The sequence below is a fragment of the Paenibacillus cellulositrophicus genome, from assembly GCF_009363095.1.
Taxonomy (GTDB): Bacteria; Bacillota; Bacilli; order Paenibacillales; family Paenibacillaceae; genus Paenibacillus_AQ; species Paenibacillus_AQ favisporus.
This window is the reverse complement of the sequence record NZ_CP045295.1, coordinates 4,591,974-4,606,128: the sequence shown is the minus strand read 5'-3', so window position 1 is coordinate 4,606,128 and position 14,155 is coordinate 4,591,974. Positions and strand designations below refer to the sequence as shown.

General features: G+C 52.7%; 16 protein-coding genes. 9 read left to right on the top strand and 7 right to left on the bottom strand.

Annotated elements, in window-relative coordinates; translation table 11 throughout:
* Positions 1 to 57: 57 nt before the first annotated feature.
* The gene (locus GCU45_RS20770) at positions 58 to 534 is read right to left on the bottom strand and encodes an ArpU family phage packaging/lysis transcriptional regulator (RefSeq protein WP_116231834.1); all 477 of its coding nucleotides are present in this window, start codon (positions 532 to 534) and stop codon (positions 58 to 60) included.
* Positions 535 to 795: 261 nt separating this feature from the next.
* Between GCU45_RS20770 and GCU45_RS20765 the strand changes: the two genes are divergently transcribed.
* From GCU45_RS20765 to GCU45_RS20755, 3 genes are all read left to right on the top strand, one after another.
* Positions 796 to 1,254, top strand: coding sequence for a helix-turn-helix domain-containing protein (locus GCU45_RS20765; protein ID WP_152400213.1), 459 nt, complete (start codon positions 796 to 798; stop codon positions 1,252 to 1,254).
* Positions 1,255 to 1,293: 39 nt separating this feature from the next.
* Positions 1,294 to 1,707, top strand: a complete 414-nt coding sequence (locus GCU45_RS20760) for an ImmA/IrrE family metallo-endopeptidase (RefSeq protein WP_089549896.1) — start codon at positions 1,294 to 1,296, stop codon at positions 1,705 to 1,707.
* Between the two features lie 102 nt (positions 1,708 to 1,809).
* A complete protein-coding gene (locus GCU45_RS20755; protein WP_152400211.1) occupies positions 1,810 to 3,642 on the top strand; it encodes a 5'-nucleotidase C-terminal domain-containing protein in 1,833 nt (610 codons plus the stop codon).
* Between the two features lie 155 nt (positions 3,643 to 3,797).
* On the opposite strand, the gene GCU45_RS20750 is transcribed toward GCU45_RS20755, so the two are convergent.
* Positions 3,798 to 4,949 (bottom strand): transglutaminase domain-containing protein, encoded by a 1,152-nt coding sequence (locus tag GCU45_RS20750; protein WP_145946617.1) that lies wholly within the window; start codon positions 4,947 to 4,949, stop codon positions 3,798 to 3,800.
* Between the two features lie 39 nt (positions 4,950 to 4,988).
* On the bottom strand, positions 4,989 to 5,444 hold the full coding sequence (locus tag GCU45_RS20745; RefSeq protein WP_076175110.1) for a hypothetical protein: 456 nt from the start codon (positions 5,442 to 5,444) through the stop codon (positions 4,989 to 4,991).
* A 361-nt stretch (positions 5,445 to 5,805) separates the two neighbouring features.
* Between GCU45_RS20745 and GCU45_RS20740 the strand changes: the two genes are divergently transcribed.
* From GCU45_RS20740 to GCU45_RS20735, 3 genes are all read left to right on the top strand, one after another.
* Positions 5,806 to 6,963, top strand: a complete 1,158-nt coding sequence (locus tag GCU45_RS20740) for an MFS transporter (protein WP_152400209.1) — start codon at positions 5,806 to 5,808, stop codon at positions 6,961 to 6,963.
* Between the two features lie 106 nt (positions 6,964 to 7,069).
* Positions 7,070 to 7,240 carry a hypothetical protein gene (locus GCU45_RS33835; protein WP_167527032.1) on the top strand — a complete coding sequence of 57 codons (171 nt, stop codon included), beginning with the start codon at positions 7,070 to 7,072 and terminating at the stop codon, positions 7,238 to 7,240.
* A 173-nt stretch (positions 7,241 to 7,413) separates the two neighbouring features.
* Positions 7,414 to 7,773, top strand: a complete 360-nt coding sequence (locus GCU45_RS20735; RefSeq protein ID WP_076175114.1) for a toprim domain-containing protein — start codon at positions 7,414 to 7,416, stop codon at positions 7,771 to 7,773.
* Positions 7,774 to 7,829: 56 nt separating this feature from the next.
* Here the strand turns inward: GCU45_RS20735 and GCU45_RS20730 are convergent, their stop codons facing one another.
* Together GCU45_RS20730 and cyoE are read right to left on the bottom strand one after the other, a co-directional pair.
* Positions 7,830 to 8,441 (bottom strand): SCO family protein, encoded by a 612-nt coding sequence (locus tag GCU45_RS20730; RefSeq protein ID WP_341874520.1) that lies wholly within the window; start codon positions 8,439 to 8,441, stop codon positions 7,830 to 7,832.
* Between the two features lie 228 nt (positions 8,442 to 8,669).
* On the bottom strand, positions 8,670 to 9,605 hold the full coding sequence (gene cyoE / locus GCU45_RS20725; protein ID WP_116231830.1) for a heme o synthase: 936 nt from the start codon (positions 9,603 to 9,605) through the stop codon (positions 8,670 to 8,672).
* 280 nt (positions 9,606 to 9,885) lie between these two features.
* Here cyoE and GCU45_RS20720 point away from each other — a divergent pair, with 280 nt between their 5' ends.
* Entirely contained in the window at positions 9,886 to 10,869 is a 984-nt protein-coding gene (locus GCU45_RS20720; RefSeq protein ID WP_152400206.1) for a metal-dependent hydrolase, read from the top strand.
* 232 nt (positions 10,870 to 11,101) lie between these two features.
* Here the strand turns inward: GCU45_RS20720 and GCU45_RS20715 are convergent, their stop codons facing one another.
* Entirely contained in the window at positions 11,102 to 11,317 is a 216-nt protein-coding gene (locus GCU45_RS20715; RefSeq protein WP_076175122.1) for an alpha/beta-type small acid-soluble spore protein, read from the bottom strand.
* Between the two features lie 119 nt (positions 11,318 to 11,436).
* On the opposite strand from GCU45_RS20715, the gene GCU45_RS20710 reads away from it, so the two are divergent.
* Positions 11,437 to 11,622 (top strand): hypothetical protein, encoded by a 186-nt coding sequence (locus GCU45_RS20710; RefSeq protein WP_116231828.1) that lies wholly within the window; start codon positions 11,437 to 11,439, stop codon positions 11,620 to 11,622.
* A gap of 29 nt (positions 11,623 to 11,651) precedes the next feature.
* Here GCU45_RS20710 and trpS read toward each other — a convergent pair whose 3' ends face one another.
* Complete coding sequence (gene trpS, locus GCU45_RS20705) at positions 11,652 to 12,641, bottom strand: tryptophan--tRNA ligase (RefSeq protein WP_145026224.1); 990 nt, start codon at positions 12,639 to 12,641, stop codon at positions 11,652 to 11,654.
* Positions 12,642 to 13,094: 453 nt separating this feature from the next.
* On the opposite strand from trpS, the gene GCU45_RS20700 reads away from it, so the two are divergent.
* On the top strand, positions 13,095 to 14,075 hold the full coding sequence (locus GCU45_RS20700) for an aldose 1-epimerase (protein WP_152400204.1): 981 nt from the start codon (positions 13,095 to 13,097) through the stop codon (positions 14,073 to 14,075).
* Positions 14,076 to 14,155: the final 80 nt, after the last annotated feature.

The following is a 14,155-nucleotide window of genomic DNA, read 5'->3' as shown; positions in this document are numbered from 1 at the left end:
TAAGAAAAAAGCCGAAGACCTTTCCGGTCCCCGGCTTGTCCCGCTTATGAGCGGGCTTTATTTGGAATTGCAGGCTTTGGCTTTTTGAAGCTCGGATAACGTCAGCAGCCCGCGGTCTGCAAACGCCAGCGCCATTTTATAGAAGGCTCGCGTTCGTATTTTCGTGTACGTGTCCTTACTGACCGGCGGGTCGAGCACGTAATTGTAGACTTTATAATCGAAGACGTCATCTTCCTTCATATACCGTTCGCGGATCAGTGTCTGTTCCCGTTCGCCCAGCCGTTCCACGATCGACTCGATCATCCGGCAGTATGCCTGGCGGGCCGCAGGCGCGTCCACATTGTAGACGGCGACCTGCGCCGTCTGGTCCGAGGTCACGTTGGTCGGTCCGTGAAACCGTTCGGTATAAGAGGCGGTAACGCTCGCTTCCCTGACTTCAAACGTAATCGTTTTATAGATCCGGTATTTCTCCAAAATCGCTTCAACGGCGGCCTGGGTCTTGCGGCGGTCCAGCTGCGGCAGCATTTGATCCATATTCAAACACGCTCCTTCATGGATGTTCACCTAAAAAAACTGTGGCTTGTTCGCATTTTTGTTCGTATAATGATGTTAACATACCACTTTTTGGGTATCCCGTAAAACCCGGAAATCCCGGCTTAACCACCATTTCACTCCGGATTCCTTTTTCTTTCATGCCATTTGGTAATTATAACATCATTTTCTTTACCTTTTGGCAACATTCGATTATAGTAACGGATAGAAATAGATCAACGTCATAGAGGGAGTGGCTAAACCGTGGAAAAAGAATTCGGAGCCGTGCTTAAGCGGCTGCGCGAGCAGAAGGGCATGACGATCAACCAGCTTGCCGAAGCCTCGGGCATCAGCAATTCGCAAATTTCCCGCATGGAGAACGGGATTCGGGGCGTGCCCAAACCGCCGACCATCCGGAAGCTCGCGGACGCGCTGGAAGTTCCTTACGGCGAACTGATGAGCGCAGCAGGGTTTTGGGATGCAGACGGGGCTCCCAAAGGATTACGGGAGGAAGCGCCGGCATGGGCGACCTATAAGGACAAGCGGGATTTCAAGAAAATGCTGGAGGAAGACGGAGAGCTGATGTTCGACGGAATTCCGCTGGACGCCGAGGACAAGCAGCGCATCAAGGATGTCCTCACCGGGCTGTTCTGGGAAGCGAAGCAGATGAATAAACGGAAGAAGAAGGAGCCAGGTTCTCCGGACAGCCCCTCTTCTTCGTGATGGGTGGGACGAACAATCCACAACTTGCAGGTGAATCCTATGGATGAAATGATTCGAAAGCTAATCCGAAAATATAAGACCAGCTGCCCTTTCGAACTTTCCCGGTCCCTTGGCATTCATATCCGTTACCTGGATCTCGGCAAATCCACCAAGGGACTCTATTACCGGAAACTGAGACGGCGGTTCATTGTGATTCACAGCGAGCTGTCCCCCGAGTGGCAGCGGTTTGTCTGCGCGCATGAGCTCGGCCATGACCGGCTCCATAAGGGGATCAACCGTTTTTTTCTGGAGGAGCATTCCTACTTTGCCCCCGGCAAGCTGGAGCGGCAGGCCAACCGGTTTGCCGTCGGCCTTCTGTCCGCTGGGACGGCGATACTGCAGGGCGAAACGGCTGAAACCTACTGCAAGCGTGTCGGCATTCCGCCGGAAATGCACACTTATATTCAACCTTAGGCCAATAAATGATTCATAAGTCTTATTTCACCATTCCGATAGTTTATTAGAATAATAGGGAAGGAAAATTTATCCAATATGATTTAGGAGGTTATGAGATTCATGATCACAAGGAAATGGTTCACCTCCCTTCTGTTCAGCGCGGTGCTGTTGGCTGGTTCGGCCCAGGCGGCAGCAGCGGCAGAGGGTACAACCGGGAATACCCCGGAGCCATCCGCCCCGTCCGGCAAGCATATTACGATTTTGCACACGAATGATATGCACGGCCGTGCGGTAGAAGCATCCCCTGAAATGGGATTTGCCAAGGTCACAGGAATCTTTAACCAATACCGCAGCAAAAATCCGGATACGCTCGTTCTTGATGCGGGTGATGCCGTACACGGTACGCCATTTGCCACGCTCGTTCAAGGCGAGAGCATCGTGAAGGTCATGAACGAAATGGGTTATGACGCCATGGTTCCGGGCAATCACGAATTCAACTACGGCTGGAAGCATCTCGTGGAACTCTCCAAGGAGTTAAAGTTCCCGATGCTGAGCGCGAACGTCATCCAGTCTGACGGCACTACCCTCTTCAAGCCTTACATAATCAAGGAAGTCGACGGCGTCAAGTTCGGCATTATCGGCCTCAGCACGCCGGAGACCGCATATAAGACGAACCCGACCAACGTCACCGGGCTGAAGTTCGCCGCCCCATCGGCTGAAGCCAAGAAATGGGTGAACGAAATCCGCGGGCAGGTCGACGTCGTTGTCGTAGTTGGCCACCTCGGTCAGGACAAATCGAGTGTCGACACCAGCCTTAAGGTCGTTAAGGAAGTGCCCGGCATCGACATTTTCATCGACGGACACAGCCATACGGTTCTGGAAAACGGCCTGATGGCCGACAACAACACGCTGATCGCCAGCGCCGGCGAATACACGAAATATGTCGGCGTCGTCGATCTGTGGGTCGACAACCATAAAGTGGTGAAGAAAGAAGCCACGCTGATCGATGAGAAGGAAGCTGCCGATATCAAGGCCGACCCGAAGGTCGCCGATCTGGTCGCATCCATTCAGAAGGAGCAGGAGCCGATTCTGAAGGAAAAAGTCGGCGAGACGCCTGTGAAGCTGGAGGGTTCCCGCGAGAAAGCGCGCACCGGCGAAACTAACCTCGGTGACCTGCTAGCCGATGCGATGCGCGATGTGAGCCAATCGGATGTGGCGATCACGAACGGCGGAGGCATCCGCGCGTCGATCGAAGCCGGCACAATCACCAAAGGCGACATCGTTACGGTTTTGCCATTCGGCAACCAAATCGTGCAGCTGAAGGTTAAAGGCTCTGATATTAAGGCGGCCCTCGAGAACGGCGTATCCGACTATCCGCAGTCCAAGGGAGGCTTCTCCCAGGTTTCCGGGGTGACGTTTAAGATTGATACGTCCAAGCCGAAAGGAAGCCGTGTTCACTCCGTGAAGATCGGCGATAAAGCGCTCGATCCGGACGCCACGTATTCGCTCGCGACCAATGACTTTATGGCTGTCGGCGGCGACGAATACACGATGTTCACGAAGTATCCGCAAGCCGGCATGTACGGCGCCCTTGACGAAGCCCTGATCAACTATATCCAGCAGGGCAAGCTGATTCCGGAAGGACCGGCCGGTCGGATTACCGAAGGCCCTGCCCCTGCGGCAACGACAGCGCCGGCACCGTCCGAAGCTGCGCCAACGCCGGCCAAACCGGAAACGTCGACGCCTTCGAAGCCGGCAGCGCCAGCCAAGCCGCAGCCAGAAGTCAAACCGGCCCCTGCTCCAGCCGCGAAGGTCTATATCGTCAAGAAAGGCGACACGCTGTACAGCATCTCGCTGAAATACGACACGACCTGGCAGACGCTGCGCGACCTGAATCATATCAAGAACGCCAACCGGATTTATCCCGGCCAGCAAATCAAGCTGCCTGCGTAACCTTGACGGCAACCTTAAGGAAGCTGCGAAACTCGGGAATGAAGCCCAGCATCCAGCTTCAAAGCACCACTTATCAAAGCACAAAATCCCCTTGCCCAGAACGGGCAAGGGGATTTTTTTCAATGATCCTATACCATTAGATATACCAGCTTGAATTACAGCATCTGCTCCTTAATATGCGTCTCCGCAAACTTCGGAGGATTGAACCAGTCGCCGCTCTGCGCCCATGTCGGATCCAGCGGCACCCACTTGTTCTTTTCAGGCAAATACACTTCATTCCAGGCATGCGGTCCATATCCGCCCTGGCCGTCATAGCCTTGGCCGGTGACCACCTTCACCTGCAGGCCCTGGGACCGGGCCATCACTGCATACAGTCTGGCATAATCGATGCAGACGCCCTTTTTCGTGTTGAACGTATCCTGCGGCGTCTGTTCATGCCAAATGCCCCGCTGCTCGTAATCATCGACCTTGCCGTAATCGTACTGCACCCGGGTGCCGACCCAATCATACAATTTACGCGCCTTTTCCTCGTCGGTATCCGCGCCCTTGACGATCTCGGCGGCGGCCGCCTCGATATCCGAAGGAATCGCGTGGTCGATCACCTCGTATTTGCGCTGCATGATGCCGTTCAGCTCTTTTTCGACAGCTTTCGTGAATACCGGAAGCTTGTCTTTTACCAAGTGACCCGACAACGGCTCGATGACCCGCTGCGCCCCTTCTTTATAGATCGGCGACGCCTCCACGTATTGGGTAAACGAGGTGTGCGGATACAGCGATACGTACACGAACAGCAGCGCAACGACGACGATACACCGTCCTGCCCCGATCAAGAGGCCGATGCACGCACCGGCCAATCGGCTCAGCAGCGAAGCAGAGGACTTCCCGCCCGGGTTAAAGAGCGCGCTGCTCCCGCCGAAGATCAGCACCGTCAACCAACGGATCAGGATACGGATGATGCTATAGCTCACGATAAAGATGACCGCAAACCGCATCAGCGGAAAATCGGCCATCGCCGTAATGAACGTATAGTAAATCTGCTCCCACATTTTCAAATCCCGGTTCGGGAGCTGGCTGGCATAATCGGCAAGCCATTCCTGAACTCTGGGTGATACCCACAAGGTAAAAGGAACCGCAAGCACCAGCCCCAGCAGAATAAAGACGCTTTCCCTCAGCAGGGACAGCAGCCTTCCCGCAGAGCGGGATGCGCCCCGTCCCCAGCCCTGAAGCAGGGACACCAGCAGGATCAGCAGCAGCAGGATGCTGATGATGTTAAATTCCTTAAGACTTTCTATCCATGATTGCAGCATAAGATGACCCCCTCCACGTTGGTGCATGGATTAAGTCCTTTATTTTCCATTTGAACCGCCCGCCTGGCTCTGGGATTCGGAGATAAACGATTTGACCGTGTCGTTGATCTTCCACTGCCCGAGGGGTACGCCGCGGAACGTGACATCCACTTTGTCGCTTCCTTTGGTTCCCTTCATTTCCAGGTTCGGCGTCGTGATCGTAAACGTTCCGTCCCCGTTGTCTGCATACTTGGCATCCTTGGCTTCCTTCATCATGACATCCATAGCCTCGTTCTTCAGCGTATCTACGGTCTCGTCCTTCACCGTCGTTACGACCTGATTGATCTGCTCCAAGGAGATGCCGCTGTATACGACAAGCGCCAGCACGATGATGATGACGAGCGCCCATTTGACCATCGTCTTGACCAGATTCAGGACAATAAACAGCACGACAAGGGCAATCACGATCACCAACCAGTTTTGCTGCAGAAAATCGGACCATACCTGCATATCCATTTCAAAAACACACTCCCATCGACCTGAAGGGCTTAAGCCACCCTATCAAGTGATTTAGAAACTACCATTCGATTATACATGATCCGGACATCGGCTGTCAGCCAGCCCTTAGACGGGGCTTTCCGTCGTTCCCGGGGAGTAGGTGCCTCCAATATTAAGAAATCCACAACCTGCCCGGCATACAGCAGTCCAGTCTTACGTCACCTGCCAAGCTATCGATTTGCCCGTCCCAAAAAAGAGGGTCTAAGCCGCCAAGTAGAAACGTACACGTAGATTGATGAACGAATGGTTGTCTCATCCGCGGGCCAACCCGTTCCACCGAACGTACAGATGATGAATCTGCGAAAAAGGAGCTGCTCACGTGAAAACTGCTATTTGGCTGTACATGTTTTTGTTTCTCGCCTTCTTCGACCTTCACGCCCAGTACCCCATACTCACGCCATTCGCGGTCTCCTTGGGAGCAGCGCCGGTCTTTATCGGGTGGATGATGGGCATTTACGCACTCACCCATTTGCCCGGCAATTTGATTGCAGGTACGGTCATCGACAAGCATGGCAGCCGGCGCTATATCATTTTCAGCCTCGTATCGGCCGGCATCGTCCTCCTGCTGCAGGCGCATGTGCAGTACCCTTGGCAGCTGCTGGTCCTGCGGTCAATCAGCGGCTTTGTGCTGGCCTTCTTGTCGCCGGCCTGCCTTGCCCTGCTCGCATCCCTGTCCAAAAACGAAGTGACCCAGGGCAAGTATATGTCCGGTCATGGCGTCGTGCATACCCTGGCCTCGGTCGTGTCGCCGGCTGCGGGAGCCTTTATCGTGGCACATACCGGTTATTCGACAACGTTCCAGGGTCTCGGGTGGCTGCTGATTGCAACCGGCGTCATGGCGGTCTTCAGCGTCCCGAAACCGGTCAAGGCGATGACGGATGCCCATGGCGGTAATGAAGAAGCTGCAATGTCGTCCCCTGCCCCCAGCGTATCCTGGCGCTATTTTATCCTCCCCTTTGTCGTTTCCTGTTCCCAAGGGATCCTGTTCTTCGAGCTGCCATTGCGCGATACTGGGGTGGAAGGCATCAAATCGACCGGCATCCTGTTTTCCGTCCTGAGCATCGGCGCCCTGGTTACGCTGAGCATGCTGTTTATCAACCGCTATTCACCCTACAAAAGGGTCATCGCAGGCGTTCTATTGATGGCTCTTTGCTTCTTTGGCATGGCCGCGTTTCCTCATGTGCCGCTGGTCGTTATCCTGTTTATTCTCGGTTCGGCAAAAGGCATCATCTTCCCTGGACTTGCCTCCATGTTTATCCAGCTCAGCGGCGGCAGCAAGCTGGGGAGGATCTTTTCGCTCCAGTCCATCGCCATGTCCATCGGCTCCTTCATCGGTCCGATCGCCGCCGGCCAGCTGAGAGGATCCGTGTCACCGTACTACATTGCTTTTGTCCTCCTCATGGCGGGACTTATGATGATCCCCATCAACCGCAAGGGGTCTGCGATTCATCCCCATATGAACGAGAATCCGGTGTAGACATAAGCCTAAAAATCGAGAGATAGGCCACTGCACAATAATTCCTGCACTCACCCACATAAGATGGATTGTGTTAACCGACCAGGAAGAAAGAGGGGTGATCTCGATGGGTTTGTATTCTCACTGCGGCTGTGGTCCTGTAGTAGCACCGGTGGCCGCTCCTGCAACCAAGGTAGCTCCAGTGGCGGTAGCTCCGTGTGTGCCTCACAGTAACGTAGGCATCGTACTGGTACTGTTTATCCTGCTTGTCATCATTTTGCGTGCATTCTGGTGCTAGAACGGCGATCTTCCCATATTAAACGGTCTGTCTACCCTGCTGGACAGATCGTTTTACTTTTTTTGCATGGCTTGCCGAAAAAAAGCTACACTAGAATTACCCGGACCTAAGCTTCAACATTTCCCGGGGAATTTCGAGACAAACATCCTTCTCTTAGTCCGAGGTGAGCCACCATGCCGATTTATATTATTGTCGAGGGAAAAAACGACCGCAGTAAGGTCCGCCGCCTGCTGGATCCCGAAATTCAAATTGTGTGCACATACGGAACGTTAAACACGACAAGGCTCGAGTCTTTGCGCAAAGAAATTAAGGACAGCGAGGTTTATCTGTTTATGGACAACGACAGCTCCGGCAAAAGGATTCGCGGCGTTCTCCGGGATGCCTTCCCGGATGCAGGCCACATCTACACAAGACGGGGATACCGGGGCGTTGAGGGCACACCGGATGAATATATCATTTCCCAGCTGGAAAAAGCGGGGCTTGAGGAATTTATCGTTTATCCCGATTCCTACACCGTATGGTCCAAAGATTAAAAAAAGGCGCCTACCCATCCGGAGCATGCCGGGGATCGTGGCGCCTTCCTGTTTGATTATTCCTTGGCCAACGACTCAACGTCCTTGGCAAGGGATTCTGCCGTAACTTCATCCGTATTGTTGGCGTTATACAGCTTGCGGACCTGATTGTCCCGGTCGACAAGAGCGATAATGTTGGCATGGGAGAAGTTGTCCTTGTTGTCTCCCATAATGGCGATTTTGAACGACTTTTCGGCCAGATCGCGGATCTGCTGATCTTCGCCTCTCAGGAAGTACCAGCCGTTGTAATCGACATTAAACTTGTCCCCGAACTCTTTGATCTTCTCCCGGGTATCTACCTTCGGATCGAAGGAGATCGAGACGAACTCGGCGTCTTTGCCGAAGGTTCCGTCCTTGACGAGCTGCTTCTGCGTCTGCGACAGCATGAAGGTCGTTACCGGGCATACGTCCGGGCAGCTGGTGTAGAAGAAGTAGAACAATCTGACCTTGCCTTTGGTATCGTCCAGGCTTACCGTTTTGCCATCCACATTTTCAAACGAAAAATCTCCGACCTGGCTGATGACCGGCAGCTTCTCTTTGCCGAATCCCATGGCGTTATATACCAGGTACCCTGCTCCAATCACGATCACCACCAGCAAAATCCATGTCCATTTGTAGCGCTTCAACATCGAAATTCGTTCCCCTCTCCCTAATCACGCTTCCTGCTGTCCCTTATGCCGGCGGACATCTCAGATGCCGCCCTGCCTCCCCAGGACTACAGGCAGTAGTTTGTTATGTAACACCGACGCGGACCATCCGCCCTGACGGCCGGGTGACCCGCTTGTGCCCGGGTGAACAGGCTTTCATTTCTTCCTTTTAAAAGAATCCCATGATTCCATGGGATTCTGGGTAAGAACTTAGTGAGTTGTGTTCAAAATCATTGCGATCAAGCTCAAGGTCAAGTAGTTTATCGAGAAGAAGAATGTTTTCTTAGCCCATGCTTCATCGTCTTTGGCGGTAAATCCCTTCATGCCATAGTACAGCCAGATCAGGGACAGCAAAAGCGAAATGATCATGAAGTAAATGCCCACATATCCGTATGCATACATTAATACCGGTACCGGAACAAGCAATACCAGGTAAGGAATACATTGAATCTTGGTACGCTTAACGCCTTTGACGACCGGCAGCAGCGGGAATCCCGCCACTCTGTATTCTTCGACACGCCGGATGGCGAGAGCCCAGAAGTGAGGCGGCTGCCACAAGAACAGCATCGCAAACAGCAGAACAGCGCCCATATCTACCGTACCCGTTACGGCAACATAACCGATTACCGGCGGCATAGCCCCCGAAATCGCGCCGACGGAAGTACTCCAGGTGGACGTCCGTTTCAGCCACATCGTATAAACGACTCCATAGACGAACATACCGATAACCCCGAAGATGCCGGCCATAACCCCTGAAAAAATAAAAAGGTCAGCGAGTCCCAGCACACCTAGAATAAAGGCATACCAGAGTACAACTGCTGGCTTTATGCGGCCGGCCGGAAGCGTACGTTTACGCGTCCGTTCCATCTTCATATCCAGTTCACGATCATAATAATTGTTATAGACACAGGCGGAAGCCATAACCAGCATGGTTCCCAATAGAGTCAGAATCATCTTGCCTATATGAATATCCCATTGGGATGCGACCCAGAAACCTGCAAATGCAGCAATTAAGTTAGACCGGAGAATACCGGGTTTAGTTAATGTGATAAAATCTTTCCAAGTTGCCGATGGATTGGGTGGCGTTTGATTGATGGAAAGCGCTGCGGAATCCGAAGGAGCTTGGTAAGTCAAGTGATTATCCACGCCTTAAGATCCTCCTTAGTTCTGTCATTATGGAGGAACTTGCCCTCCGCTATAAAGTTTATCATATCAAAAGGTAAAAGTGTTTGACAATCCTCTCCAAAATCATTCACCATTTTGACAATTTAGTGACACGTATTAGCGACACGTAATAGTATGGTCAAACACTAATAAATTCATCCAATATTGGGTAGTAACTATATTGAGGCATTCTGCCGGAAAGGAAATCAGCTTCCGGGTTTGTTACAATAGAATAAAGAACAACAAGAAGGAGACATGGTAAATGGATACTGCCACACATTTTGTGATTGGACTCAGCCTGGCCGGTCTCGCCTACGTCGATCCGGCGGTTGCCGCGAGTCCCACGCTTGCCGCCGCGGTGCTGCTGGGCACTGTCATCGGTTCGCAGGCTCCGGATTTCGACGGCCTGCTGCGGTTCAAGAGCAATGCCCTCTATGTAAAAAATCACCGGGGGATTACTCATTCCCTGCCGTTTCTCGTCATCTGGACCGCTCTGATCAGCGGAATCCTGTCCCTTCTGTTCAGCGGTGTCCCATCCGGGCATATCGTGCTCTGGACCGGCATCGCCGTCTGTCTGCACGTGTTCAGCGATCTGTTCAACACGTACGGAACCCAGGCCTTCAGGCCCGTGACGGAAAAGTGGATTTCGTGGAACATCATTCATATTTTTGACCCGTTTATTTTCGCGCTGCACGCCCTGGCTGTTCTGCTCTGGAGTACGGGAGCGGTACATCCTGCACCTCTGTTCACTGTCGTATATATCCTGACGGTGTTTTATTATATTTGGCGGACCGGCGCCCATTCGATGCGCACCCGGGAAGTGATGCGGCTGGATGAGAGCCGTAAGCCGGGAGAACGTTACTTCGTCATTCCGACCATTTCCTATAATAAGTGGCATGTCGTCAAGTCTCATCCAGACGGCAGCTATCAGATCGGCGTACTGAACGGGCATGCCCTCGAATGGAGAAAGCATGCCGTCACGGAGTCCCATCCGGCGGTCGAGCATTCGCGGAAGCATCCCGATGTGGAAGCCTTCCTGTACTTCTCCTCCTTCGCGGTGGCCGAAGTCGAGCCGCTGCCCTGGGGCTATGTGGTCCGCTGGGCAGATGTGCGCTACCGGCACCGGAGACAGTATCCGTTCGTCGCTGTGCTCGTCATGGATAAAAATTATCAGCCGATCAATACTTACGTTGGCTGGCTGAGCTCCAAGAAAATGAACAAGCGGCTCTCCATCAATTCAGGCTGAGTGCCGCGGGGATGCATAATAAAAAGGGATCTGCGGAATTTTTCCGCAGATCCCTTTTTTTACCGTAACGCCTTTTATCCTTCCGTCGTCATGTTTTTCAGCTGCCCCGCCGTTCGGGAAACAGCCTGCCTCTTGACGGATGCTGCCGGATAAGAGAGAATCACGGTAGTTGCAAGACAAAGACCGAAGCACCTGTCGGCGCTCCGGACCCGAAATACTTTCCTGTATGGAACTATCTGCCTTGGCCGGAAAGTTGCTGCTCAGCCAATTGAACCAGACGTTTCGTAATGTATCCCCCGAGAGAACCGGTTTCACGGGAAGTGTAGTTGCCCATGTATCCGTCTTGCGGCATTTGAACGCCAAGCTCCTGAGCCGCTTCCATTTTCAATTGCTGCAGTGCAGCGTTTGCTTGAGGTACCACCAGATTGTTGGAACGAGATCTAGCCATAATAAGAGTCTCCCTTCAATTCTGCGTCTTATTGAAATGCAAGCTTGCAAGCTTAGTATGGCTCGCAGCGACACAGTTATACAAGAAAGTTTCTATATATGAAATGGAGGTTTTTGCCAATGAGTAAAGGCTTGTCTTTATGGTTTGCTGCCTCGTCTATCCTGCTTCTGATGGCATGCGCCGTCTCCATCAGCTATAACGGCTGGGTAGCCGTGCTGCTCGGCATTCTCGCAATTCTCAATATCGGGTGGGGCTTTGTGGTCAAAGCCCGCAAGAACCGGCTTCAGCAGCCCGGCAACCAGTAATGCGCTAGGCATTGCTGCCGCCGGGGAAGTTATTTTTTGGCCGGGAGAAATCCCATTCTTTCCTTGACTTCGGCCACGGTGCGGGATGCCTTCTCCATGGCTTTTTCTGCGCCCTGCGCCAAAATATCATGAATTTGACCGGACTTGCGGATTTCGTCATATTTTTGCTGAAGCGGCTCGAGCGTCGCTACGATGACTTCTCCCAGGTCCTTTTTAAATCCGCCGTACATTTGTCCTTCGTATTTATCTTGAATTTCCTGCAGCGACATGCCGGAGCATTGCGAGTAAATACTCATCAAATTGCTGATTTCCGGTTTTTCATCCGGTGCGTAGCGGATTTCTTTTCCCGAATCGGTCGTGGCCCGGCTGATCTTTTTGCGGATGACATCCGGCGGATCCAAGAGGGCGATATAGCTTCCCGGGTTTGGATTGCTTTTGCTCATTTTTTTCGAAGCGTCGTCCAGCGACATAATCCGCGCGCCCACTTCGGGGATGTACGGTTCCGGAATGGTAAAATAGTCGCCGAAGCGGTGATTAAAACGTCCCGCCAGGTCGCGGGCAAGTTCCAAGTGCTGCTTCTGGTCTTCGCCTACGGGAACCAGATCCGCATTGTACACCAGAATGTCTGCCGCCATCAGCGCGGGATAGACAAACAATCCGGCGCCTACGGAGTCCTTGCCGGCCGATTTGTCTTTAAACTGGGTCATACGCTCGAGCTCGCCCATCGAGGTGAGCGTCGTCAGCAGCCATCCCAGCTCGGCATGCGGCGGAACATGCGATTGCATATACACGTTCGCCTTATTTGGATCAATGCCCGCTGCGATAAACAAGGCGGCTACCGCCTCGGACTGCTCCCGGAGCGCCTCGGGTTCCTGGGGTACCGTAATCGCGTGAAGATCGACGACCATAAAGTTGCACTGATAGTCGTTCTGCAGTTTCACAAAATTTTTCATGGCTCCGATATAGTTGCCGAGCGTCAGTTTGCCGCTGGGTTGAATGCCGGAAAGTACGGTTTTCATCAACAATCCCTCCAACTTTAAAAATGGTAAAAACAAAAAAGGCCCCACGCCCGCAAGGGACGTGAGACCGTGGTGCCACCCTTATTTGCTGCAAGCCGCCCATGTGGAAGCGACAATTGTCAGCCTTTCTGCTTCCGTAACGTGGAATCGCCGGCCGGTCTACGCAGGAAGTCATGGTTGCTTCCGTTCAACGCGGCACTCAAGGGTCCATTCGGCAAAATCGGCTCCACCGGTTCACATCACCCACCGGCTTTCTGAAGGTTAGGCCGTCTTTGCTTACTTGTCCCTGTCATCGTGTTTACATAATCATTGAAAGCCTTTTGCAATGCCTATGATAAAGCTCAGATCGTCGAATTGTCAAACCCCTTTTTTTACGAAACGCCATCAAATCTGTTATGATATGGGTTAGATATTTGAAGGCTAAATGAATTTAGAGGAAAAAGGAGCAACGATATGAAACAAGTGACCAAAGGGCAATGGAACGGATACGATACCTATATCCTGCATAGCCGTGAGCTTGAAGTCACACTGCTGCCATCGCTTGGAAACAATGTCATTTCCATTTTGGACCATACCCTAAATCGGCAGGTCGTTCGGAGACCTGATGACAACGATCTGGAATTCTACCTGCAAAAACCTTACCATTTTGGCATGCCTATGCTGATCCCCCCGGGACGGATCCGCGGCGGCCATTTTGAATACGAAGGCAGATCGTATCAGTTCGACCGGAATACCGCCGGTGACAACCATATTCACGGTCTCCACCGGACGCAGTCCTGGAGAGTCAGCGATATCGAAGAAGACGAAGAAGGCTGTGCAGTGACCTCGGAGTTCCTGACCTCAGACGATCCACACTGGATGGAGCAGTTTCCCGCACCGCTGAAGCTGGAAATGACGCTTCGCCTTCAAGGGTCCAAACTGACCCAACATTTAAAGGTTACCCACCTGGGGGACCATCCGATACCTTTCGGCATCGGTTTTCATACATGGTTTTTGCTTGACGGGCAGCCGGGAGAGTGGACGCTTACCCTGCCTGTAAGCGCAGAATATGCACTGGATAAGGATTTAATTACGACCGGCGAGCTCCTCCCGCTTGGACCGCTCGATCAGCTCAATCAAGGACTCAATCTGGCCGGGACCAACTTCGACACTCCGCTCCGGATCGGGGAAGGACAGCCTGCGGAAGCCCTGCTGATGCGCAGTGACGGGTACGGACTGAAGTATTCTGCGGATCCGAAGTACTATAAGCATTGGGTTCTCTATACGAAAGGCAAAGCGGACGAATTTTTGTGCATCGAGCCATATACCTGGCTGCCGGATGCGCCCAATCTTGCCGCGGGACCGGACCTGACGGGTCTGATCAGGATCGAGCCGAAGGCATCGATCGAGATGGACCTGACGCTGGACATGATCTATCCTTCTGAAGACCATTAAGCCGACTCCTTAGAATCAGGCATAGGAAAACGCGGATTTTCAAATTTACAAAATAACAGGGCTGCATGCTGCTTGAAGCG

Coding starts and splice junctions, on each gene's coding strand:
- GCU45_RS20745 (WP_076175110.1), bottom strand. CDS start 5,444: ATGGATATGCAGGTATGGTCCGATTTTCTGCAGCAAAACTGGTTGGTG.
- GCU45_RS20760 (WP_089549896.1), top strand. CDS start 1,294: ATGGATGAAATGATTCGAAAGCTAATCCGAAAATATAAGACCAGCTGC.
- trpS (WP_145026224.1), bottom strand. CDS start 12,641: ATGAAAACCGTACTTTCCGGCATTCAACCCAGCGGCAAACTGACGCTC.
- GCU45_RS33835 (WP_167527032.1), top strand. CDS start 7,070: ATGGGTTTGTATTCTCACTGCGGCTGTGGTCCTGTAGTAGCACCGGTG.
- GCU45_RS20710 (WP_116231828.1), top strand. CDS start 11,437: ATGAGTAAAGGCTTGTCTTTATGGTTTGCTGCCTCGTCTATCCTGCTT.
- GCU45_RS20750 (WP_145946617.1), bottom strand. CDS start 4,949: ATGCTGCAATCATGGATAGAAAGTCTTAAGGAATTTAACATCATCAGC.
- GCU45_RS20770 (WP_116231834.1), bottom strand. CDS start 534: ATGGATCAAATGCTGCCGCAGCTGGACCGCCGCAAGACCCAGGCCGCC.
- GCU45_RS20720 (WP_152400206.1), top strand. CDS start 9,886: ATGGATACTGCCACACATTTTGTGATTGGACTCAGCCTGGCCGGTCTC.
- GCU45_RS20715 (WP_076175122.1), bottom strand. CDS start 11,317: ATGGCTAGATCTCGTTCCAACAATCTGGTGGTACCTCAAGCAAACGCT.
- GCU45_RS20735 (WP_076175114.1), top strand. CDS start 7,414: ATGCCGATTTATATTATTGTCGAGGGAAAAAACGACCGCAGTAAGGTC.
- GCU45_RS20755 (WP_152400211.1), top strand. CDS start 1,810: ATGATCACAAGGAAATGGTTCACCTCCCTTCTGTTCAGCGCGGTGCTG.
- GCU45_RS20730 (WP_341874520.1), bottom strand. CDS start 8,441: ATGTTGAAGCGCTACAAATGGACATGGATTTTGCTGGTGGTGATCGTG.
- GCU45_RS20700 (WP_152400204.1), top strand. CDS start 13,095: ATGAAACAAGTGACCAAAGGGCAATGGAACGGATACGATACCTATATC.